General features: G+C 59.5%; 20 protein-coding genes. 4 read left to right on the top strand and 16 right to left on the bottom strand.

Features of this window, described 5'->3' with window-relative positions; translation table 11 throughout:
* Positions 1 to 82 precede the first annotated feature (82 nt).
* From MRBLMR1_RS26405 to MRBLMR1_RS26390, 4 genes are all read right to left on the bottom strand, one after another.
* Positions 83 to 1,015: an L-lactate dehydrogenase gene (locus MRBLMR1_RS26405; RefSeq protein WP_148148181.1), complete on the bottom strand. Its 933-nt coding sequence runs from the start codon at positions 1,013 to 1,015 to the stop codon at positions 83 to 85.
* 61 nt (positions 1,016 to 1,076) lie between these two features.
* The gene (locus MRBLMR1_RS26400) at positions 1,077 to 2,201 is read right to left on the bottom strand and encodes a mandelate racemase/muconate lactonizing enzyme family protein (protein WP_500066948.1); all 1,125 of its coding nucleotides are present in this window, start codon (positions 2,199 to 2,201) and stop codon (positions 1,077 to 1,079) included.
* 250 nt (positions 2,202 to 2,451) lie between these two features.
* Positions 2,452 to 3,951 carry an aldehyde dehydrogenase family protein gene (locus MRBLMR1_RS26395; RefSeq protein WP_148148179.1) on the bottom strand — a complete coding sequence of 500 codons (1,500 nt, stop codon included), beginning with the start codon at positions 3,949 to 3,951 and terminating at the stop codon, positions 2,452 to 2,454.
* Positions 3,952 to 3,963: 12 nt separating this feature from the next.
* Positions 3,964 to 5,121 (bottom strand): iron-containing alcohol dehydrogenase, encoded by a 1,158-nt coding sequence (locus MRBLMR1_RS26390; RefSeq protein ID WP_148148178.1) that lies wholly within the window; start codon positions 5,119 to 5,121, stop codon positions 3,964 to 3,966.
* A gap of 109 nt (positions 5,122 to 5,230) precedes the next feature.
* Between MRBLMR1_RS26390 and MRBLMR1_RS26385 the strand changes: the two genes are divergently transcribed.
* Positions 5,231 to 6,127: a LysR substrate-binding domain-containing protein gene (locus MRBLMR1_RS26385; RefSeq protein ID WP_148148177.1), complete on the top strand. Its 897-nt coding sequence runs from the start codon at positions 5,231 to 5,233 to the stop codon at positions 6,125 to 6,127.
* A gap of 212 nt (positions 6,128 to 6,339) precedes the next feature.
* On the opposite strand, the gene MRBLMR1_RS26380 is transcribed toward MRBLMR1_RS26385, so the two are convergent.
* From MRBLMR1_RS26380 to MRBLMR1_RS26345, 8 genes are all read right to left on the bottom strand, one after another.
* The gene (locus tag MRBLMR1_RS26380) at positions 6,340 to 6,747 is read right to left on the bottom strand and encodes a F0F1 ATP synthase subunit epsilon (protein WP_183686345.1); all 408 of its coding nucleotides are present in this window, start codon (positions 6,745 to 6,747) and stop codon (positions 6,340 to 6,342) included.
* Positions 6,748 to 6,857: 110 nt separating this feature from the next.
* The gene (atpD, locus tag MRBLMR1_RS26375) at positions 6,858 to 8,288 is read right to left on the bottom strand and encodes a F0F1 ATP synthase subunit beta (RefSeq protein WP_148148175.1); all 1,431 of its coding nucleotides are present in this window, start codon (positions 8,286 to 8,288) and stop codon (positions 6,858 to 6,860) included.
* A gap of 23 nt (positions 8,289 to 8,311) precedes the next feature.
* Entirely contained in the window at positions 8,312 to 9,190 is an 879-nt protein-coding gene (locus MRBLMR1_RS26370) for a F0F1 ATP synthase subunit gamma (RefSeq protein ID WP_148148174.1), read from the bottom strand.
* A gap of 32 nt (positions 9,191 to 9,222) precedes the next feature.
* Positions 9,223 to 10,752: a F0F1 ATP synthase subunit alpha gene (atpA, locus tag MRBLMR1_RS26365; protein WP_148148173.1), complete on the bottom strand. Its 1,530-nt coding sequence runs from the start codon at positions 10,750 to 10,752 to the stop codon at positions 9,223 to 9,225.
* Positions 10,752 to 11,318, bottom strand: a complete 567-nt coding sequence (locus MRBLMR1_RS26360) for a F0F1 ATP synthase subunit delta (protein ID WP_148148172.1) — start codon at positions 11,316 to 11,318, stop codon at positions 10,752 to 10,754. Before MRBLMR1_RS26360 ends, atpA begins: the two co-directional genes overlap by 1 nt.
* 261 nt (positions 11,319 to 11,579) lie before the next feature.
* Complete coding sequence (locus tag MRBLMR1_RS26355) at positions 11,580 to 11,963, bottom strand: AGROH133_08824 family phage infection protein (RefSeq protein WP_148148171.1); 384 nt, start codon at positions 11,961 to 11,963, stop codon at positions 11,580 to 11,582.
* 124 nt (positions 11,964 to 12,087) lie between these two features.
* Entirely contained in the window at positions 12,088 to 14,325 is a 2,238-nt protein-coding gene (locus tag MRBLMR1_RS26350) for a primosomal protein N' (RefSeq protein ID WP_148148170.1), read from the bottom strand.
* A gap of 54 nt (positions 14,326 to 14,379) precedes the next feature.
* Entirely contained in the window at positions 14,380 to 15,309 is a 930-nt protein-coding gene (locus MRBLMR1_RS26345) for a GNAT family N-acetyltransferase (protein WP_500066947.1), read from the bottom strand.
* Between the two features lie 137 nt (positions 15,310 to 15,446).
* Here MRBLMR1_RS26345 and MRBLMR1_RS26340 point away from each other — a divergent pair, with 137 nt between their 5' ends.
* The 3 genes from MRBLMR1_RS26340 (at position 15,447) to MRBLMR1_RS26330 (ending at position 18,684) form a co-directional block, all read left to right on the top strand.
* Complete coding sequence (locus MRBLMR1_RS26340; protein ID WP_148148168.1) at positions 15,447 to 16,382, top strand: tyrosine recombinase XerC; 936 nt, start codon at positions 15,447 to 15,449, stop codon at positions 16,380 to 16,382.
* A 95-nt stretch (positions 16,383 to 16,477) separates the two neighbouring features.
* Positions 16,478 to 17,545, top strand: coding sequence for a TraB/GumN family protein (locus MRBLMR1_RS26335; protein ID WP_183828377.1), 1,068 nt, complete (start codon positions 16,478 to 16,480; stop codon positions 17,543 to 17,545).
* A 239-nt stretch (positions 17,546 to 17,784) separates the two neighbouring features.
* On the top strand, positions 17,785 to 18,684 hold the full coding sequence (locus MRBLMR1_RS26330; protein ID WP_500066946.1) for a TraB/GumN family protein: 900 nt from the start codon (positions 17,785 to 17,787) through the stop codon (positions 18,682 to 18,684).
* A 77-nt stretch (positions 18,685 to 18,761) separates the two neighbouring features.
* On the opposite strand, the gene MRBLMR1_RS26325 is transcribed toward MRBLMR1_RS26330, so the two are convergent.
* The 4 genes from MRBLMR1_RS26325 to MRBLMR1_RS26310 all read right to left on the bottom strand — a co-directional run bounded on the left by MRBLMR1_RS26325 (position 18,762) and on the right by MRBLMR1_RS26310 (position 21,901).
* Complete coding sequence (locus MRBLMR1_RS26325; protein ID WP_148148165.1) at positions 18,762 to 19,256, bottom strand: cytochrome b/b6 domain-containing protein; 495 nt, start codon at positions 19,254 to 19,256, stop codon at positions 18,762 to 18,764.
* Between the two features lie 108 nt (positions 19,257 to 19,364).
* Positions 19,365 to 20,771 (bottom strand): dihydrolipoyl dehydrogenase, encoded by a 1,407-nt coding sequence (gene lpdA, locus MRBLMR1_RS26320; protein ID WP_148148164.1) that lies wholly within the window; start codon positions 20,769 to 20,771, stop codon positions 19,365 to 19,367.
* Between the two features lie 62 nt (positions 20,772 to 20,833).
* Positions 20,834 to 21,475, bottom strand: a complete 642-nt coding sequence (locus MRBLMR1_RS26315) for a LysE family translocator (RefSeq protein WP_148148163.1) — start codon at positions 21,473 to 21,475, stop codon at positions 20,834 to 20,836.
* Positions 21,476 to 21,487: 12 nt separating this feature from the next.
* Positions 21,488 to 21,901: an MAPEG family protein gene (locus tag MRBLMR1_RS26310; RefSeq protein WP_148148162.1), complete on the bottom strand. Its 414-nt coding sequence runs from the start codon at positions 21,899 to 21,901 to the stop codon at positions 21,488 to 21,490.
* Between the last annotated feature and the right edge of the window lie 4 nt (positions 21,902 to 21,905).

Genomic DNA, 21,905 nt, shown 5'->3' with positions numbered 1-21,905 from the left:
ACAAGTTCTATCTCTTCCTGCTTGAACCTGCCAACAGGCAAATCCGGCAGTACTTGCAGGCCACACCTGTTTCGACAAAGTCTCAGATATGCAGGGAGTCGGAAAGTTCCTTGAGCATCTGAGCGCTGCGTGTCAGCGCCTGCTGCTCGGACGGTTCGAGATCCGGCAACAAATCAGCCGTGACGCCACGGGCGCCGACGACACGCGGCAGGGAGAGCGTCACATTGTCGACGCCAGCAACATGGTCCGTATGGATCGCGACAGAAAGCACCGATCCCTCGTCCCGCGTGATTGCCCTGACGATCCGGGCAATGCCGGCCCCGATGCCGTAATAGGTTGCCCCCTTGCCCTCGATGATCTTGTAGGCGGCATTGCGCACGTCGTGGTCGATCGCCTTGCGGACATCCTCGGTGATCGGCTTGCCGAGTTGCGCGGCAAACGAGATGAGATCGGCCGAACCGGCAACCGCACCGGACCATGCGAGCACTTCGCTGTCCCCATGTTCGCCGATCACAAAGGCCGGAATGGACTGCGGCGAGATTTCGATATGACGGGCAAGCAGGCTGCGGAACCGCGCCGTATCGAGGATCGTGCCCGACCCGATCACCCGGTTGCGCGGCAGGCCGGAAATCTTTGCCGCGATGTGGGTGATGACATCGACGGGATTGGCTGCGACCAGCAGGATAGGGTCAGGTACGACCGCCAGAATCTCGCTGACGATACTGCGAATGACGACGGCATTGCGTTCCAGAAGTTCAAGCCGCCCCTCTCCGGGCCGCTGCCCGACACCGGCGGAAAGCACCACGATCCCGGCACCGGCGAGATCCGCATAGCCGCCAGCCCTCACCCGCGTGGCGGACATAAACGGCACGGCATGGGAAATATCCTCGGCCTGCGCCACTGCAAGCGCCTCGTTCTTGTCCACAAAAACGATCTCGTTGGCATAACCGGCAATCGCCAGCGCAAAGCCCGCTGAACTGCCCACCATGCCCGCACCGACAATACCGATCTTCATCGCAATCACTCCATGAAATGCATCAACCATAGCAGGTCGGCATCACGGCGCCATGGCGAAATCAGCCGATCCGTGTGGCGCAAAGACGCTCCTCGTCCAGCACCACGCCAAGGCCCGGCGCATCGCCCAGCTCCAGCCAGCCGTCGTGGTGCCTGAGCGGCGAGACCATCGGATAATCCCGCCGCGCCTCGCTCCATTCGGGATTGTCGTAAGGGTATTCGAGAAACGGCGCATCGCCCGCACCTGCCGTCAGATGCGCATTGGCGAGAACTCCGATCCCGTTCGTCCAGCTATGGGGCGTGAACATCACGCCCGCCTCGCGCGCCTGGTAGACCAGCCGCCGGCAACCGGTAATGCCGCCCACCAGTGCCACATCCGGCTGGATCACATCGAAGGCGCGTTCCTCGATGATGTCGCGAAACTCGTAAAGCTCACGAGTCATCTCGCCGCCTGCGATCTTCACCGACGTCGCCTCCTTCAAAGCCTGCATCCCCTTTCTGTCGGAACGGAACAGCGGTTCCTCCATCCAGTAGACGCCGAGCTTCTCCAGTTCCTTCGCAACCGCAAGCGCATCCTTGAAGCTCCAGGGCAAGGTCGTGTCCCAAGGCATGCGCCAGCCTTGGTTACAGTCGACCATCAATTCCAGCTTGGTCCCAACCCTTGACCTGATCGCTTCCAGCGCCTTCACGTCATCACGCCAACTGGTCCGCCCACCGGCGGAAGATGAAAAGCGCACTTTCATTGCCGGAAAACCTTCGTCGATATAACGCTCCGCCTGATCTGCCATCGCCGAAGGCTCACGCAACACGCCGGAAGACGCATAGAGCCTCACCCTGTCCGATCGCCCGCCAAGCATCCTCCATACCGGCTCGCCGGTAATCTTGCCGGAAAGACCCCACAGCGCCAGATCCAGCGGCCAGCAGCGACCATAATGAAAGTTGATATGCGACAAGACCTCGTAATGCCGCTCCAGATGCCGCGGGTCCTCACCGATAAACAGGTCTTCATGCCCCTCGAACCCTTTCATCAGGTCGCCCGAACCGATCCCCTCACGACCCTCATCATCCCTCACTCTGACGATCGTCGCATCGAAATGCCCCCGCGCGCGCCCATCCCAGCTCGCCTTGAATGGCGGATCGAGAGGGAGACGGTGATGGGTGATCTCGATGGATGTGATGCGGGGCATATGGTCCTCTCTCACTTCAGACTAGGCGTCTCTCGGCTGCTTGTGCATGGATCCTCGGGTCAAGCCCGAGGATGACGAGTTTGTGGTTGGCGGCAAATCTCAAACGCTACCATTGCGGTTTGTGGAGCGCTTGATTTGGTGACCCATGGCACTCACTTTCAGCCGTCATCCTCGGGCTTGACCCGAGGATGCGCACACAAGCCGGTCGCCCTTCACCATCAGCATGTACCCACAGGCGATCGAGAAAACCTCACCCGAACTGCTGCCAGATCGTCTTGTAGTCGCAATACTTGTCAACCGCATGCACCGAGCGATCCCGCCCGAAACCGGACTGTTTGAAGCCGCCGAACGGTGTCGAGAAATTCGACATGTCATAGCTATTGATCCACACCGTACCGGCATGCAGCGCCTCAGAAAAACGATGTGCCCGGTCCATGTCTTTCGTGAACACCGCGCCTGCCAGCCCGTAGATCGTATCATTGGCAAGCCTTAGCGCCTCTTCCTCCGTATCGAAGGGGATCGCCGCCAGAACCGGCCCAAAAATCTCCTGCTGCGCAAGGCTCATGTCGTTGGTCATGTCGACGAACACGCCGGGCGAGATGTAATAGCCGCCGGTTTCCGACATCACCTGCTCGGCCCCGAAGGCACGCCGTGCACCGTCCTTCTCGCCATCGGCGATCATGCCGAGCACTTTCCGCATATGGGCTTCCTCGATCAGCGCGCCGATCTGCGCCGACGGCTCGAACGGATGTGCCAGCGCGATATCGCTCTTCGTCACCGCCTCGATCTTCTCGATCAGTGTCTCCTGTATCGAACGCTGCACCAGAAGCCTTGTCGAGGCATGGCAGGTTTCACCGGAATTGTAGAAACAGCCCCAAGCAACGGCCGAGGCCGCCGCATCGAGATCGGCATCTTCAAACACGACGAGCGGCGACTTGCCGCCAAGTTCCAGCGCCACTCGCTTGACGTTGGATTGCGCCGCATAGCCCATGATCAGTTTGCCCACCTCGGTCGAGCCGGTAAAGGCGATCATGTCGACATCCATATGCAGCGCCAGCGGCTTGCCCGCCTCCTCGCCGTAGCCGGTCACGACATTGAAGACACCGGCCGGAAGCCCCGCTTCAAGCGCCAGCGCCGCCAGCCGGATGGCTGTGAGCGACGATTGCTCTGCCGGCTTCAGCACCACCGAATTGCCGGCAGCAATCGCCGGCCCGAGCTTCCACGCATCAATGATCATCGGATAGTTCCATGGTGTAATCGCCCCGATTACACCGAGCGGCACCTTGCGCACCAAAGCCCTCGCATGTGGCCCGGTCGGCGCGATCTCGTCATAAAGCTTGTCGATCATTTCCGCATAGAACTGGATACCGTCAGCGCAAAGCCGGACGTCGACATTCAACGACGCCAGAACCGGCTTGCCGACATCCAGCGTTTCCAGCATCGCCAGTTCTTGCGCATCAGCGCGGATCAACTCCGCCCATTTCAGCATGATCCGCTTCTTTTCCAGCGGCTCCTGCCTCCGCCAGACACCACTTTCAAAGGCAGCTCGCGCGGAAGCCACTGCAAGATCGATATCACCCACGCCACCGCGTGCCAAAACCGCACCTGGTTTGCCGTCCATCGGCCGCCTGCGGATGAATGTCTCACCAGACAGCGCATCGCGATACTCACCGTCGATGAAATGCCGGCCTTCCAGCTTGAGATCGGAGAGAGCGTTTTCCCAATAGTCACGGCTGTAGGTCTTTGTCATCGCAGCACCTCGTCAAAGCGTTTTCGGCAGCGTCATGATCTTCGCGGCAAAGACGTCGATATCCGCATCCGTGACCTCTCGAATGGTCGAGCGCCGCATCGGCTGGTTTTCGGGCGCCCGCATCTCCGCAGCCAGATCTTGGGCAGAGAAAGCATCGAACGCCTTCGGCAGGACGCGCTCGATACCACAGCGATCGATCAGCCCGGAGACAAAGGCCGGAAGTTGGGTAGCACCGGATAGCCCGATGGCCCGCGCTGCATCGTTGAGATCGGCCGTATGTTTTGCGACCAACCACGGCAGCGTCGCCTCGAAGCCAAGCGCGGTCGCCAGCCCATGATGCACGGCGCCAAGCCCCGCCAGTGCATGGCTGATGTTGTGAGCGATCGCCGTGCCGCAATTGTCGATGGCGATGCCGGCATAGCATGAGCCCAGCAACACCTTGCCGCGCGCCTCCAGATTTCCCGGCGCCTTGACCGCCGCTTCCAGCGAGCCTGCAACCAGCCGCAACGCCTCATGCGCATAGAGCTTTGCTCCGGCATGAGTCCAAACGGGGGCGTTGCGGTTGGTCGCGGCCTCGAAGGCATGAATGAAGGCGTCCATGCCGCACCATGCGGTCAGGTTCGGCGGCAACGAGATCGTCAGTTCGGGATCGAGCATCACCAGATCCGGCTTGGTTTCCGGCCCCCAGATCCAGAGTTTTCTCCCCTCCGGCCCGGCAAAGATATTGGTGGCGGATGTCTCCGACCCCGTCCCGGCCGTGGTCGGTACCATGATCTTCTTCAGCGGCTTCTTCGGCAAGGGATTGGCAGCCAGCGCATAAAACATCGGGTCCTCGCCAGACGCGGCACAACAGGCCGCCACCTTGGCAATATCGAGCGCCGAACCACCACCGACACCGATCACCATGTCGGCTCCCTTCGCCATCTCGCTGGCGGCTCTCAGATGATGAAGCTTCGGTTCACCGGAGAAATCGGAATAAAGCCGCGGCTCAATTCCGGCCTCCGCCAGTCCCCCTGCAAGGTCCTTCGCCAGACCTCTTGCGACGAGAAAGCCGTCCATGACGATGAGGGCAGCGCGTATGCCCTCGAAGTTTTTGACCATGGCCGCCAAGCTGCCGAAAATGCCGGCCCCGAAGCGGATTTCGGGAATGAAGGAGCTGGAGAACTGCATGGCGGCCCGCGATGGTGAAACGGATATCCATACTCTGCATCACAATCTCAGCTCTTCAAATCCGTCAAAATCTCAGCATATTTGATAATCTGGGATCATGGAGGAATAGATGCTGGACCGCATACCGCTGGAGGCTTTCCGGGTTTATGACGCCGCCTGCCGGTTCATGAACTTTTCCCGAGCCGGCCGTGAACTGCACATAACCCAGGCCGCAGTCAGTCGCCGTATTCAGGGTCTTGAGGGACAGCTTGGAGCAAAGCTCTTCACCCGCCGCGGCCGCAACCTTGCCCTGACGTCGGAAGGCGAACGGTTGGCCCAGCGGGTTCGCGCCACGCTTGAATATCTGGAAGAAAGCCTCGAGCCTTTTCGCGGCGGTGGCTTTGAGACCATCTCGATTGCCGCCAGTGGCTCGGTCTCGCATCTCTGGCTTGCCAAGCGTCTCAAGGATTTCGACAACGGCAATCCACCCGTTTCCGTAAGGCTGCTGACCACGGACACCCCTTCTGAACTTGCCTCGGAGGCCAACGATCTCGTCATTCTCTATTCCACCGGCGAGCACCCACGCTGGAACCTGACGCCGCTAATGAAGGAAGTGCTGGTGCCGGTCGCCTCGCCGGGTTTTATTCAAAGAAATGGCCTCAACCCGGCCTTGATCCGGCCCGACGAAATCGCCCGCCTCGACCTGATCGATTACGAGCGCTTCAACGCCCACTGGATTTCCTTCCGCCAATGGTTTGCGCGGCTCGCCATTCCGCCCAAGGCGCGTATTGCGCCCCGACTTTCCTTTTCCACCTATTCGCTTGCGGTTGATGCGGCTTTGCGAGGAGAAGGCATCACGCTCGGCAGCACCGGCCTCATTGCCGATGAATTGGCTTCAGGTACACTCATCGAGCTTGGAACGCATCGCCTCGACACTGGCTACGGCTACCACCTCGGCACCCCGCGTTATCGCTCGCTGACGCCAGGCGCGATACGGCTGCATCAGCATCTGTCATCGGGAATATAGACAGAAAGTGGCTATAGTTGACGAGCGGCCCCGCTCCACGTCGTCATCCTCGGGCTTGTCCCGAGGATCTGTTGTCGCTTCAGCTCCCGTTAGATTTCGGATTCGGCGATCTGGTTAGATCCTCGGGACGAGCCCGGGCATGACAGCGAGAGACCTTAAAACGAAAAAAGCGGCCCGCAAGGACCGCCTTTCAAACTGCGATGTCGCGCAAATTACGCGGCGACAACGATACCGTTCAGCTGCGTCAGGTCCGTCAGGAACTGCTCGAGACGGGTCTTGTGCTCATCGCCCGTCGCTTTGCCGATCTCAGCCTGCGTGGTTTCGATGCGGCTCTGCAGCGTGTCGACCGTCAGTTCGGCAGCAGGGATGGCGGCATCTGCCAGCAGCGTGCAGCTATCCGGCAGGATGTCGGCAAAACCGCCGAACACCACGTATTTGTTGACCTGTCCCGAAGCGAGTTTCACCGAAACCACGCCCGGCTTGATGGTCGTCATCGTCGGCGCGTGGCTTGCAAGCACCGTCATTTCGCCAAGCGTCGCCGGGATCACCACTTCGGATACTTTTTCCGAAACGAGCAGGCGCTCGGGCGAAACCAGTTCAAAATTGAAAGCGTCGGCCATGAAGGTCCACTTCCCCTAATTCCCACGTCGATGAATATCTTTACGTGGGCTTGCGTGTCTTATGCAGGAATGACGCGCCGAAATATCCGGCGCGCCGTTACAATTTGCAATTAAGCGGCTTCAGCCAGCTTCTTTGCTTTTTCGATCGCTTCTTCGATCGAGCCGACCATGTAGAATGCAGCTTCCGGCAGGTGGTCGTAGTCGCCGTTGACGAGACCCTTGAAGCCCTTGATCGTGTCTTCGAGAGCAACCAGCTTGCCCGGCGAACCGGTGAAGACTTCGGCAACGAAGAACGGCTGGCTCAAGAAGCGCTCGATCTTGCGGGCGCGGGCAACGGTCATCTTGTCCTCTTCGGACAGTTCGTCCATGCCGAGGATGGCGATGATGTCCTGCAGCGACTTGTAACGCTGCAGCGTCGTCTGAACCTTACGGGCGATCTCGTAATGCTCTTCGCCCACAACCAGCGGGTCGAGCATGCGCGAGGTCGAGTCGAGCGGGTCGACAGCCGGGTAGATACCCTTTTCAGCGATCGAACGCGACAGAACCGTCGTTGCGTCCAGATGGGCGAACGAGGTTGCCGGTGCCGGGTCGGTCAAGTCGTCGGCGGGAACGTAGATGGCCTGAACCGAGGTAATAGAACCGGTCGTTGTCGTGGTGATGCGTTCCTGCATCTGACCCATGTCGGTAGCAAGCGTCGGCTGATAACCAACGGCCGAAGGAATACGGCCGAGCAGAGCCGACACTTCCGAACCAGCCTGGGTGAAGCGGAAGATGTTGTCCACGAAGAACAGAACGTCCTGGCCCTTGTCGCGGAAGTCTTCAGCGATCGTCAGACCGGTCAGAGCAACGCGTGCGCGTGCGCCCGGCGGTTCGTTCATCTGGCCGTACACCAGCGCAGCCTTGGAGCCTTCGCCGCCGCCGTGCTTGTTGACGCCCGATTCGATCATTTCGTGGTAAAGGTCGTTACCTTCACGGGTACGCTCGCCAACGCCGGCGAATACGGAGTAACCGCCGTGAGCTTTGGCGACGTTGTTGATCAGTTCCATGATGAGAACGGTCTTGCCAACGCCGGCGCCGCCGAACAGGCCGATCTTACCGCCCTTTGCGTAAGGAGCGAGAAGGTCGACGACCTTGATGCCGGTGACCAGGATCTGGCCTTCTGTCGACTGCTCGACATAGGAAGGAGCTTCCTGGTGGATGGCGCGCAACGTAGAGCGGTCCAGCGGACCAGCTTCGTCAACCGGCTCGCCGATGACGTTCATGATACGGCCGAGCGTCTGATCGCCAACCGGAACCGAGATCGGAGCGCCCGTGTCCGTGACCTTCTGGCCGCGGACGAGACCTTCGGTCGAGTCCATGGCGATAGTGCGGACCTGATTTTCACCAAGGTGCTGCGCGACTTCGAGAACCAGGCGGTTGCCGTTGTTCTCGGTCTCGAGTGCGTTGAGGATCGCCGGCAGTTCGCCGTCGAACGCGACGTCTACGACAGCGCCGATAACCTGGGTCACTTTGCCGAGGGACGAGCCCGTTGCGGTAGCCATGATTCTTACCCTCTTCTTTTCGGTCAGAGCGCTTCCGCGCCCGAAATGATTTCGATGAGTTCCTTGGTGATCTGTGCCTGGCGCTGACGGTTGTAGGACAGCGTCAGCTTGTTGATCATGTCACCAGCGTTGCGCGTTGCGTTGTCCATCGCGGACATCTGCGCACCGTAGAAGGAAGCGTTGTTTTCGAGCAGTGCCCGGAAAATCTGGACTGCGATGTTCTTCGGCAGCAGTTCTTCAAGGATCTCTTCTTCGCTCGGTTCGTATTCGTAGAACACAGGCGAAGCAGCGTCCGTAGCAGCCGCCTCGAACTTCGCGGGAATGATCTGCTGTGCGGTCGCGACCTGCGAGATCACCGACTGGAAGCGTGCAAAGAACAGCGTCGCAACGTCGAATTCACCGGCATTGAACATGTCCAGCACCTTGCCCGCGACTTCATCAGCCTGGACGAAACCGAGCTGCTTCACTTCGCGGAAGGTGATGTAGTGAACGATGTTGTCCTTGAACGAACGACGCAGAACGTCGTTGCCCTTGCGGCCGACCGTCAGGATCTTGACTGTCTTGCCCTGCGCGATGAGCTTCAAGGCATGATCGCGCGCCAGACGAATGATCGAGGAGTTGAAACCGCCGGCAAGGCCGCGCTCGCCGGTGGCAACGACCAGGAGATGAACCTGATCCTTGCCGGTTCCGGAAAGCAGAAGCGGTGCACCCGCATTGCCGGCGTTGGCAGCCGAAAGGCTCGCCAATACCTTGTTCATCCGTTCTGCGTAAGGACGGGCGGCTTCGGCCGCTTCCTGCGCACGACGCAGCTTCGCCGCGGCGACCATTTTCATCGCCTTGGTGATCTTCTGCGTCGCCTTGACGGAGGCGATCCGGTTTTTCAGATCCTTAAGTGAAGGCATCCGTTATCGGTCCTTAAGCTAGATCCGTACTTTTAGGCGAAAGACTTCGAATAGGCGTCGAGCGCCGACTTGAGCTTCGCCTTCGTGTCGTCCGAGATCTGCTTCTCGGTGCGGATCGTGTCGAGAACTGCCTTGCCTTCCGAACGGAGGTAGGAGAGCAGACCCTGTTCGAACTTGCCGACATCGGAAACCGCGATCTTGTCGAGGTAACCGTTGACGCCTGCGAAGATCACCGCAACCTGTTCTTCCGTCTTGAGCGGCGAGAACTGCGGCTGCTTCAGGAGTTCCGTCAGACGTGCACCGCGGTTCAAGAGGCGCTGCGTCGAGGCATCGAGGTCGGAACCGAACTGCGCGAACGCGGCCATTTCGCGATACTGGGCAAGCTCACCCTTGATCGAACCGGCAACCTGCTTCATCGCCTTGACCTGAGCGGCCGAGCCAACACGGGAAACCGACAGACCGACGTTAACGGCCGGACGGATGCCCTGGTAGAACAGGTCGGTTTCGAGGAAGATCTGGCCGTCGGTGATCGAGATCACGTTGGTCGGAATGAAGGCCGAAACGTCGTTACCCTGGGTTTCGATGACCGGCAGAGCCGTCAGCGAACCGGCGCCGCGCTCGTCGGAGAGCTTGGCAGCGCGCTCGAGAAGACGCGAGTGCAGATAGAAAACGTCGCCCGGATAAGCTTCGCGGCCCGGAGGACGACGCAGAAGCAGAGACATCTGACGGTAGGCGACGGCCTGCTTGGAAAGGTCGTCATAAGCGATCAGCGCGTGCTGGCTGTTGTCGCGGAAATATTCGCCCATGGCAGCACCGGCAAACGGTGCGAGATACTGCATCGGAGCCGGGTCCGAAGCGGTAGCAGCGATAACGATCGAGTATTGAAGTGCGCCGCGTTCTTCGAGAACCTTGACGAACTGGGCAACGGTCGAACGCTTCTGGCCGATAGCAACGTACACGCAGAACAGCTTGTCGTTTTCCGGACCGTTGTCGTGGATCGGCTTCTGGTTCAGGAACGCGTCGAGAATGATGGCGGTCTTGCCGGTCTGGCGGTCGCCGATGACGAGTTCGCGCTGGCCGCGGCCAACCGGGATCAGGGCGTCGATGGCCTTGAGGCCGGTCGACATCGGCTCATGAACCGACTTGCGCGGAATGATACCGGGAGCCTTGACGTCGACGCGCGAACGACGGGTCGCGTTGATCGGGCCCTTGCCGTCGATCGGGTTGCCGAGCGCGTCAACGACGCGGCCGAGCAGTTCCGGACCAACCGGAACGTCAACGATGGCGCCGGTCCGCTTGACGGTGTCGCCTTCTTTGATCGAACGGTCGGAACCAAAGATAACCACGCCGACATTGTCGGATTCGAGGTTCAGAGCCATGCCCCGGATCCCGCCCGGAAACTCGACCATTTCACCAGCCTGCACGTTGTCGAGACCGTAGACGCGGGCGATGCCGTCACCAACGGAAAGAACCTGGCCGACTTCCGAAACTTCGGCATCCTGGCCGAAATTCTTGATCTGGTCCTTGAGAATTGCGGAAATTTCCGCTGCACGGATATCCATCAGCCGACCTCTTTCAATGCAAGCTTAAGGGTGGAAAGTTTGGTGCGAAGGGACGTATCGATTTGACGCGAGCCGACCTTGACGATGAGGCCGCCGAGGATCGACGGATCGATCGTAACGGCGATGGTTACGTCCTTGCCGGTTACGCCCTTCAGCGCCGACTTGAGTTCTTTTTCCTGCGTTGCAGTCAACGCATGAGCCGAAGTGACTTCGGCGGAAATTTCACCGCGATGCTCGGCAGCGATCGCGCGGTAGGCGCGGATCATGCCCGGCAGAGCGAAGAGGCGGCGATTGCCGGCCACAACTTTGAGGAAATTCAAAACGGTCACGGAAAGACCGGCTTTTACAGCAATGGCGCTGACCGCCTTCTGCTGCTCATCTGCAGAAAAGACCGGGCTCGCCACGAGGCGCCGCAAGTCTTCACTTTCGTCCATCATCGCTTGGAACCGATCAAGATCGGCACCGACGGGATCAATCGAACCGGTCTCCGATGCAAGCTCGAATAGCGACAGAGCGTAACGCTCCGCGACACCGGAAATAAGCGGGGATGTCTCGGCCACAGGCATAGTTTCCCTGAATTACACCCCAAGCACCAAGTCCGAAAATGACGATCGGACAAGACCTTGAAATTTATTGAATTTCCATCAGAACCCGCAGAGCCTCCGCTCGCCGTTTCCGACGTTCGCGGTTCGTCTAGCATAGGATGTAGGGACTCGCAACACGCCGAGACGCCGAAAAAGCCGCACCCACAAGGCGATGCAGAGATTATTTGCGGCTTTCGCCAGCAAATCCGGGCCATCGGCATTCGGGCGCGGCGATATGCGACATTAGATGTAGCCGAACACGTAGGCGAGCGGCGCGAGAGACAATACACCCTCAAGTAGAAAAAACGCAATATTCTGCGGCGTTACGCCGCGGTCCACGAAGATCGAAACCAGTCGGCCCAGCGCGCCAAGCGCAAGCACCACCCCGGTCGCCATATAGAACCATTCCTGCGCAAGCAGGATCGGCAATACGCCAAGACCTATATAGCGCGCGCCCGCGGCCCTGACCGAGCCGTAGCCTTCCGGCCTTACCTCTCCAACCTGGAAGGCGGAAAGTCGCAGGCAGGTGCCGGGAAACAGAAAGATCAGCAAGCCAAGCAGCGCCGTTACGGCACAGCCGACAAAAGCAATCTGTTCGTTCAGTTCAGTTGGGAAGTAGAGTTCCATGCCGTCGCACCCCTTCGAATCGCACTGATTCTAGCCAACAGGGTAAACAAGTTGCAAAGATTAGCGTCGCATCATGCAAACATCGCATTGCGCGAGAGCAAGTGGAGAGCGTCAGTCCGAAGGATTACAGGAAGCTCTGCGGGTCGACGTCGAGCTGAACCTGCACGGTTCCCCGCGCCTTGGGACCATTACCGAGCATCGTCTTCAGAAAAGCCTGCATGTCGGAATTCCGCCGCCCATGAACCAGCAGACGGAAGCGATACCGACCGCGAACCAGCGCGATCGGCGCTTCGGCCGGCCCGAGCACCGCAATGCCGGAAACATGTGGGGCCGCAGCACGCAACCCGCGGGCATGGTTTTCCGCGTCAGCCCGCGTATCGGCAGAAACGATCAGCGATGCCAGCCGCCCGAACGGCGGCAAAAGCGCCTTCTCACGCTCATTGATCTCGCGTTCGTAAAACGCGGTGGAATCACCCGAGACGATCGCTTGCATAACCGGATGCATGGGCTGGAATGTCTGGATCAAGCCGTGACTCTTCAAGCCCGTACGCCCGGCGCGCCCGGTCACCTGACTGAGCAGCTGGAATGTCCGCTCGGCCGCCCGCGGATCGCCGTTCGACAGGCCGAGATCCGCATCGACAATGCCGACCAGCGTCATCAGCGGAAAGTTGTGCCCCTTGGCGACAAGCTGCGTGCCGATGACGATATCGACATCCCCCTTGGCGATCGCTTCAAGCTCCAGCCGCATGCGCTTCACGCCGCCGAGAATGTCGGAAGACATGACGATCGTGCGCGCATCTGGAAAATGCTTCTCGACCTCTTCGGCAATGCGCTCAACGCCGGGACCGCACGCAACCAGATGATCGAACGTGCCGCATTCCGGGCAGGCTTCCGGCGTCGGTTGGTGATAGCCGCATTGATGGCATTGGATCTGGTTCCTGAACCGGTGCTCGACCAGCCAGCTCGAACATTGCGGGCACTGGAACCGGTGGCCGCAGACCCGGCAGAGCGTCAGCGGCGCATAACCGCGACGATTTAGGAACAGCAGCGACTGTTCTTTCTTTTCCAGCGTCCGCGCCATCGCCCTGAGCAGAAGCGGTGACAGGAATCCGCCGCGCTCGGGCGGATGCCGGCGCATGTCGATCAGGTGCAGGTCGGGCAAAGCCGCATCGCCGAAACGCGTCGGCAACTGCACGAGATTGTAGCGCCCCGACAATCCGTTGACCTGACTTTCCACCGATGGCGTGGCGGATACCAGCACGACCGGAAAATCGCCGATTCTGGCCCTTACCACCGCCATGTCGCGGGCATTGTAGAAAACACGATCCTCCTGCTTGTAAGCAGGGTCATGCTCTTCGTCGACAATGATGAGGCCAAGCTCTTCGAAGGGCAAAAACAGCGCGGAGCGGGCACCGGCAACCACCCTCACCTCACCCGTCACCACGCCGCGCCAGACCTTTTCGCGCATACGCGGGGAAAGATCGGAATGCCACTCGGCAGGCTTGGCCCCGAATCGCTGCTCGAAACGCTCAAGGAATGCGGGGGTCAACGCGATTTCGGGCAGAAGGATCATCACCTGCTTGCCGCGCCGCAAAGTCTCGGCCACGGCCTCGAAATAGACCTCCGTCTTGCCTGATCCGGTAACTCCATCGATCAGCGAAGCGGCAAACCCGCCCTCACGGATGGAGGCGACAATTTCCCGCGCAGCTTCCTTCTGCGGTCCCTCGATACGCGGCGCAATATAATCGGGCTCCGGTCGCGCCACGACAGGCGGCGGGGGCAGGAAGATCGTATCGAACATTCCCTGCTTGATCAGCCCGTCGATGACGCTGAGCGACACGCCGGCAGCATGCGCCATGCCGCTGCGGGTCCACGGCACGTCCTGCTCCTTTGCCAGATCGAGCACACGCGTTCTGGCCGGGGTCAGCCGATCCGGCTCGCCACCGAGATACCGCAGGCCCTCCACCATCGGCTCGGGATCAAGTGCGGCAGGCGCGCGGATCGCCATGCGGGCAACCAGGCCAGGCGGAGACAATGTATAGGTAGACACCCAATCGACGAAATCACGCATTTCCTTCGACAAAGGCGGGCAGTCGAACACGAGCGTGATCGGCCGAAGCTTTTTCGGATCGAGCCGTTCGTCGTTTTCACCGTCCCAGACGACACCGATAAGCTGCCGCGGCCCGACCGGCACCTGTACGACAGAACCCGGCTCGACATGCATGCCGTCCGGCACCGCATAACTATAGGCCCCCGGCACCGGCAAAGGCACCAGAATCGGCACGACGCGCACCGGCGTCCGCGACGGCAAAAGCGCGTCACCGAACAGCGAACCCATCATGTCAGCAGAATCCTTAGCCATGCGGCGCGACCATGACGAAAGACGGAACAAAAGTGAACAGTTCGATGAAGAAAATCACGCCGTGGCGGCAAGCGTCGACACAGTCTGGAATTCGAAACGCGCATCGCCATCCCGGGCCAGGTCGAAAACCGTGTGGTTCTCCAGCGCCTTGGTCACCTCGGCCGGATCGCCCTCCAGCTCCTCCGGCTGGATCATGTGACCGACGGTAAAGTCGAACCGGTTGCCCTTCTTGTTGAGCAATTCATAAAACACCGTCATGTCGCGCAATTCGGTCGACCACTTGGCGAACCAGTAGAACAGGCCGGAATTGCGCGCGGTGATATGGATCGGCAGAATCGGCAGATTGTATTTGCGTGCCAGGCTGACGGCAGATGTTTTCCATGGCCGCTCGTTCAGCTTTCCATTCGCCCAATAGGCGATGCGGCCGGACGGAAACAGCACCATCACCTTGCCGTCCTCGACCGCCTTGTTGGTCAGGACCAGCGTCTCGCGGGTCTTCAGCTTGCTCTTGTATTCGTCACGCCATTCGACCGGGATGATCATCTCGGCAAACCGCGGGTTGACGCGCACAGCATCGCGATTGGCAAACACCATCAGATCAGGCCGCTTTGCCTTCAACAGATCGAAGACCGCCACCCCATCGGCAATCCCGGTCGGGTGATTGCTGACCAGAATGAAACCGCCCTTTTCCGGAATACGCTCGACATGCTTGGCCTCGATCTGCAGCTTCAGCAGATCGCTCATATATTCAAAGCACTGGAAACCGCTTTTCGGCGCAACGTCGTCGGCGAATTCGATGGCTTTTCCGTATCGCAGCAGCGTGTAGAGAAAAGGCCGCATCACCGGCCAGAACGGGCTGCCGACGATCCTCTGGCCGCGCTCACCGATCAGCGTATCGACGATATGCCCCGGCCGGCCGCGGGAGTTGAGTGTGATGGTCTCCGCGAATTGACTGAAGGTCGTCGAATTGTCACGGCGGGCCATACAAACTCCTTGCGCAGGGCAACCTTGTGGCAGCCCTGTATGATAAAACTTTGGCAGACGGCGCAGGCTTAGTATTTCCGTAACGCTGTCGGTAGCAATCTGGTGCTCCTTTCCACCAAAATCAACGGTCGAGACGCTTGAACGAACTGCTGATTATCGCCGCGCCCGATCTCGCCGCCAAGCGCCACGAATGGCTGGAAAGCCTGAAAAGCGAGCGCCGGCTGTCGCCCAACACGCTCGATGCCTATGAGCGCGACACGCGACAGTTCCTTACCTTCCTGACCCGTCATCTCGCCGGCCCGCCGGCGATTTCCGACATCCACACGCTCCGCCCGGCAGACCTGCGTTCCTTTCTCGCCGCCCGTCGCCGTGATGGTTCAGGCTCCCGCTCGCTCGGCCGCCACCTTGCAGGCCTCCGTTCCTTCCTGAGCTACATGGAGCGTCAGGGACTGGTGAATGCCGCAGCAGCCGGTGCAATCCGAGCACCGAAACAGCCGAAATCGCTCCCCAAACCGCTGAGCGACCGGCAGGCGACAAGCCTCACCACGACCGAAACCCAGCTCCAGGACGAGCCCTGGATCGCCGCACGCGATGCCGCTGTCCTGGCGCTTCTCTATGGCTGTGGCCTGCGCATTTCCGAAGCACTCGGGCTTCTTCCCGGCGAGATCGAACCCGGCACGACAACGCTGCGCATCAAGGGCAAGGGCGGCAAGACCCGCATCGTGCCGCTTCTTGCCGCCGTGGCGGATGCCGTCACCCGTTACCGCGATATCTGCCCCTATCATCTGACCGACGAAAAGCCTCTCTTCCGTGGTGCGCGTGGCGGCCCGCTACAGCCGGCAATCATCCAGCGCCAGATGCAGAAATTGAGAAGCGCCTTTGGCCTGCCGGATACGGCAACGCCCCACGCGTTGCGCCACTCCTTCGCGACACATCTGCTTGCCGGCGGCGGCGACCTGCGCACCATCCAGGAACTGCTCGGCCATGCCAGCCTGTCGACGACGCAGGTCTATACCGGCGTCGATACCTCGCGCCTGCTTGAGGTTTATGACCGCGCCCATCCTCGCGCTTAAGGCCGGGGCCTGTGAACCAATCGGTAACCAATCCCGTTAAGCAACTGTCGAAGCCGCGATGATACGTTTTGGACCGATTAATCCGGATCCGTGACATGAATTCCTCATTCCTCGACAGCCCCCTTTTCGAACGCCTGCAGGGTTTTGCGCTCTGGCTGCTCGCATTGCTGCATGTCGCGGCCCTCGCCTCGCTGATCCTCATCCTAGGCATGTTGTCATCCGCCGATGCACAGGAAGAAGCCTGCCATGGCGTTAATCTCGTCGACGAGATGAGATCAGAAAATCCGGATGCTTATGCCAAGGCGCTTGCGGAAGCCGAAACGGTCCCGAACGCCAAGGGAATTTTCTGGAGAATAGAAAAGCCGGGCGTCGCCACCTCATATCTGCTCGGCACCATGCATGTCACCGATCCACGCGTCCTCAAAATGCCGCCCGGAGCCGACAAGGCGCTCGCCGATGCCAAGACTATTATCATCGAATCCAACGAGATCCTTGATGACAAAAAGGCCATGGCCGGCATTCTCGCCAAGCCGGAACTGACCATGCTGACCAACGGTAATACGATCGAAAAGCTGATGAAGCCGGATGATCTTGCCGTGCTCGAAGAAGGATTGAAGAAGCGCGGCGTTCCGCTGGCGACCGTCTCTCGCATGCAGCCCTGGATGCTGATGTCGCTTGTATCGCTGCCGGCCTGCGAACTCGCCCGCAAGGGAAACACCGCCTTTCTCGACAAGCGCATCGCACTCGATGCCGCAGCCGAGGGAAAACCGGTCAAAGGCCTGGAAACGCTCGCCGAACAGCTCACCGCCATGGCTTCTATCCCGACCGAGATGCATTTGAAGTCGCTTGTCGAAACGATCAAGCTCGGCCCGAAAATGGATGACGTTTTTGAGACGATGACGCAGCTCTATCTGACCGGCGAGATCGGCTTCACCATGCCTTTCCTCAAGCAGGTTGCGCCTGACGGCGGCGACAATGCCGGTTATGCCGAGTTTGAGGAACTGATCGTGACGAAGCGCAACCACCTCATGGCCGAACGCGCAGCACCTATCCTCGGCGAAGGCAACGTCTTCATGGCCGTCGGCGCCCTTCACCTGCCGGGCAAGGACGGCCTGGTGGAACTGCTGCGCAAACAGGGTTTCACGCTATCGAAAGCCGACTAGATACTTTTTGACGCTCGGCCCGGAGCAGTGAGATTTGGTCATTGCACCGGCTGGAAAACTCTACGATGGTTCGGAGCCTGAAAGCGATATTAACAGCTCTTTCGACGGTTCCCATGTTCGCACATATATTGCATCGTAGCCTTGTTTTCCTGGCCGCCAGTCTTTGCCTTCTTCTTGGCCTGTCCGCTATTGCCAACGCCGAGCCGGTATCATGCGGCGGGATCGATCTCCTCGCGAAAATGAAACGCGAGGACCGCAAGACTTACGACCAGATTCTTGCCGAAGGCCGCAAGATACCGAATGCGCGAGGCCTCTTCTGGAAGATCGAGAAACGCGGCTTCAAACCGTCCTACCTGTTCGGCACGATGCATGTGTCAGATCCGCGGGTGATCAAACTACCCCACACCGTCAAGAAGGCGCATCTCAAGGCCAAGGTCATTGTCCTGGAATCCGACCAGCTGCTGGAACTCGGCAAGGCCCGCCTTCTGGCCTTCACCAAGCCGGATATGATGATGATGCCCGCTGGCAAGCGCATCGAAGATTTTCTGACTCCAGAGCAGCGCGGCGTCGTCGATACGGCCCTGACGGCGAGGGGCGCACCGCTTTCGGCAGTAAACTATCTGAGACCCTGGATGGTCACCAGCATCGTTGCCTCGGCCTGTGAGCAATCACGCGCCAAAGACAGAACACCGGTTCTGGATCAGCAGCTGGCACTTGATGCCATCGAGAACAACATACCCCTGAAAGGTCTGGAGACACTTGAGGAGCAATACGGCGCTCTGAACAAGATGTCGCTCGAAGCACAGGTAAAGAACCTCATCTCTGCTATCGCCCATCCCGAGCAGTTCGCCAACATCGATGAGACAATGCTCAGGCTCTATTTAAGCGGTGACATCAGGCCACTAGCACCGCTTTTGAGATGGCTTTCCCAAAACGACACGACGATGGCGGCTGACAGTTTCGCGGAATTCGAAGACGAGGTCATCACCCGGCGAAACCACACCATGGCGGACAGAGCCAAGCCATTCCTGCAGGACGGCAACGCCTTCATCGCCGTTGGTGCGCTTCATGTCCAAGGGGACGACGGCCTGGTCGAGCTATTCAGAAAACAGGGCTTCAAAGTCACGCCTGCGATCTGACCATCTGCGATCATGTCCAGCTCCTCCGATGAGATCGAAGACGGTGTCTGTAGACTTGAGGCTGCCTAAATTCCAAATCACGTCCGCCCGCTCGTCATCCGGCGCAGGATATTGGTCTTCCAATAAAACTGATGCACGAGCACGCCGAGAATGTGCAGGCAGATCAGCACCCACAGAGCCGTCTTCATCCAGCCTATATGGGCAAATGCCGCCATGCTGTTCTTGAAATAGAAGGCTCCGATCCCGGCAAGCGGCATGATGATGAACATCGCGTAAAGCGACCAATGCGTGATCGTTGCCACGACGCGCGAAAAGGCTGGCTCCGCTTCCGGATGCGGCGGAACACCAAGCGCAATGCGAAGACAGAGCCGCGTCAGCGCCAGCACCAGGATCGTAATCCCCACATAGGCATGGATATTCGCCGAGGTCATGATGTCGGGAGGGATAGGCTTGTCACCGAAATAAAGTTCCCCGAATGCCGTCATCGCATCGGAGAACAGAAGATTGAACAGGATCAGCACGGCCATGAGCCAGTGCAGGATGCGCTGCGACAGAGAGAATGCGGTCTTCATGTCCGTCACCTTCCTGAGTGAGCAATAGACATGAAGTTTAGGACGGATGCGCAAAAGAAAAAGGCGGGACTCTAGTCCCGCCTTTCGCATTTCGAATATTCGGACCGATTACATATGGATCGGCTTGGCGAAGGTCGACAGGGCTGCTTCCTTGACGGCTTCCGACATGGTCGGATGCGCGTGGCAGGTACGGCCGAGATCTTCCGACGAACCGGAGAATTCCATCAGCACCGTGATTTCGTGGATCATCTCGCCGGCGCCGAAGCCGACGATGTGACCGCCGAGAACCCGGTCGGTTTCCTTGTCGGCGAGGATCTTGACGAAACCGTCGGTCGCCAACATCGCGCGGGCGCGACCGTTGGCGGTGAACGGGAACTTGCCGACCTTGTAGGCGATGCCTGCAGCCTTCAGTTCCTCTTCCGTCTTGCCGACCGAAGCGACTTCCGGCTGGGTGTAGACGACGCCAGGAATGACGTCATAGTTCACGTGACCATGCTGGCCGGAAAGGATTTCGGCGAGAGCAACGCCTTCGTCTTCCGCCTTGTGCGCCAGCATCGGGCCCTTCACCACGTCGCCGATCGCATAGATGCCGGCAACATTGGTCTTGAAGCCATGGTCGATTTCGACGCGACCGCGATTGTCGAGCGCAACGCCTGCACCTTCGAGGCCGAGACCTTCGGTATAGGGCTTGCGGCCTGTGGAGATCAGAACCACGTCGGCTTCGACGGTAACGGCCTCGCCACCCTTGACCGGCTCATAGGTGACCTTGGCGCCGTTTGCGGTCTTCTCGACCGCCGTCACCTTGGCTTCGGTGCGGATATCCATGCCCTGCTTGGCGATCATCCGCTGGAACTGCTTCGACACGTCGGCATCCATGGCGCCGAGCAGCTTGTCTAGATATTCGATGACGGTAACCTTGGCGCCGAGGCGCATCCAGACCGAGCCGAGTTCCAGACCGATGACACCACCGCCGACGACGATCATGTTCTGTGGAACCTTGTCGAGCGAAATCGCACCGGTCGAGGACACGATGACCTTCTCGTCGATCTCAACATTGACGCCCGGAATGCCGGCAACGTCGGAACCGGTAGCGATGACGATGTTCTTCGTCTCCAGTTCCTGCACCTTGCCGTCTTCGCCCGTGACGGAAACCTTGCCGGCGGCAACGATCTTGCCAGTGCCGATAAAGCCGTCGATCTTGTTCTTCTTGAACAGGAAGGCAACGCCATCGGTGTTCGACTTGATGGTCGCATCCTTGTGCGCCATCATCTTGGTAAGGTTCAGCGTCGGTGCTGCAACCTCGACGCCCAGCGTATCGACGCCGTGGGCGACCTGGTGGAACATTTCCGACGCGTGCAGCAGGGCCTTGGACGGAATGCAGCCGACATTCAGGCAAGTGCCGCCATAGGTGGCGCGCTTTTCGACGACAGCGACCTTGAGGCCGAGCTGCGCTGCCTTGATTGCGCAGACATAACCACCGGGACCGCTTCCGATAACGACGACATCATAAGCCATGTTCTAATTCCTGATTTCTGGTTTTGGCAGGCTCATTCCCGCCAGCGTTTCGAGAATGGCCCTCAGGCCGCTTTTTCAGTTGCGAGTTTAATTCCGAGCGCGATGAACACCACGCCGCTGGTTCTATCGATCCACTTGCTGGCGCGCGAAAATGCAGCCCGCATGCGCGGCGTCGTCATGAACGCGCTGACGCCGACGAACCAGATGATCAGGCAGGTCGCCATCACCAGCCCGTAGCTGAACTTGATCGCCATCGGCGTATGGGCGCTGACGACTGTCGAGAAGATCGACAGGAAGAAGAAGACCGGCTTCGGGTTGAGCGCATTGGCGGCGAAACCGAGCGTGAATGCCTTCAATGCCGACTGTACCTTGGAAGCATCACCCTGCGCCTCGGTGGAAACCGTGATCTCCGTCCGCCCGGCCTTCAATGCCTTGATGCCGATATAGACGAGATAAGCAACGCCCAGCCATTTGACGATGTTGAACAGATAGACCGACTGCGAGATGATCAGCCCGAGGCCGAGGATCGTGTAGCTGACATGAAACATCAGAGCCGTGCCGATCCCGAAGCTGGTGATGATCGCCTGCCGGCGGCCATGAACCAGCGCCTGCCGCATCACCATGGCGAGATCCGCACCCGGCGAAACGATCGCGAAGGAGAAGATCGCCATCAGCGAGATCAGTTCGATCATATAGGCATGCATGTTGAATATCCCTCAGAGCAGCAGCGCGGCCATCATGATCAGCAGTCCGGCAAGGCTCAGTAGCCAGACCATCGAGCGGACATAGGGAATGCCCGCCAGATAGAGCGGAACATAGGCAATCCGCGCGATCAGCCACACCCAGGCGCCACCGATGCCAAGCCCGGTCGGGTCGCCGATAAAGGCAAGCCCGAGAAGCAGGCCAATAAAGGCCGGATAGGTTTCCTGATAGTTCTTCGAGGCACGCGCAGCACGCCCCGCCGCCGCATTCTTCGGTGCGATATCCTCGTCGCGCGGTCCGGCATTCCATTTGGAACCCAGTTCACGCGTGGCAAGAAATCCCTGCAGCAGAATATGAAAGAGCAGCAGGACCACACTCAGACAAAGCACGACCACGAGATGGGTTGCATTTGCCGAAGCGGGTTCCATGCTG

Origin of the sequence: Neorhizobium sp. LMR1-1-1.1 (genome assembly GCF_040675795.1) — a bacterium.
Lineage (GTDB): Bacteria > Pseudomonadota > Alphaproteobacteria > Rhizobiales > Rhizobiaceae > Neorhizobium > Neorhizobium cellulosilyticum.
The sequence above is the reverse complement of the archived record's forward strand: the minus strand, read 5'-3'. Positions and strand labels throughout refer to the sequence as shown.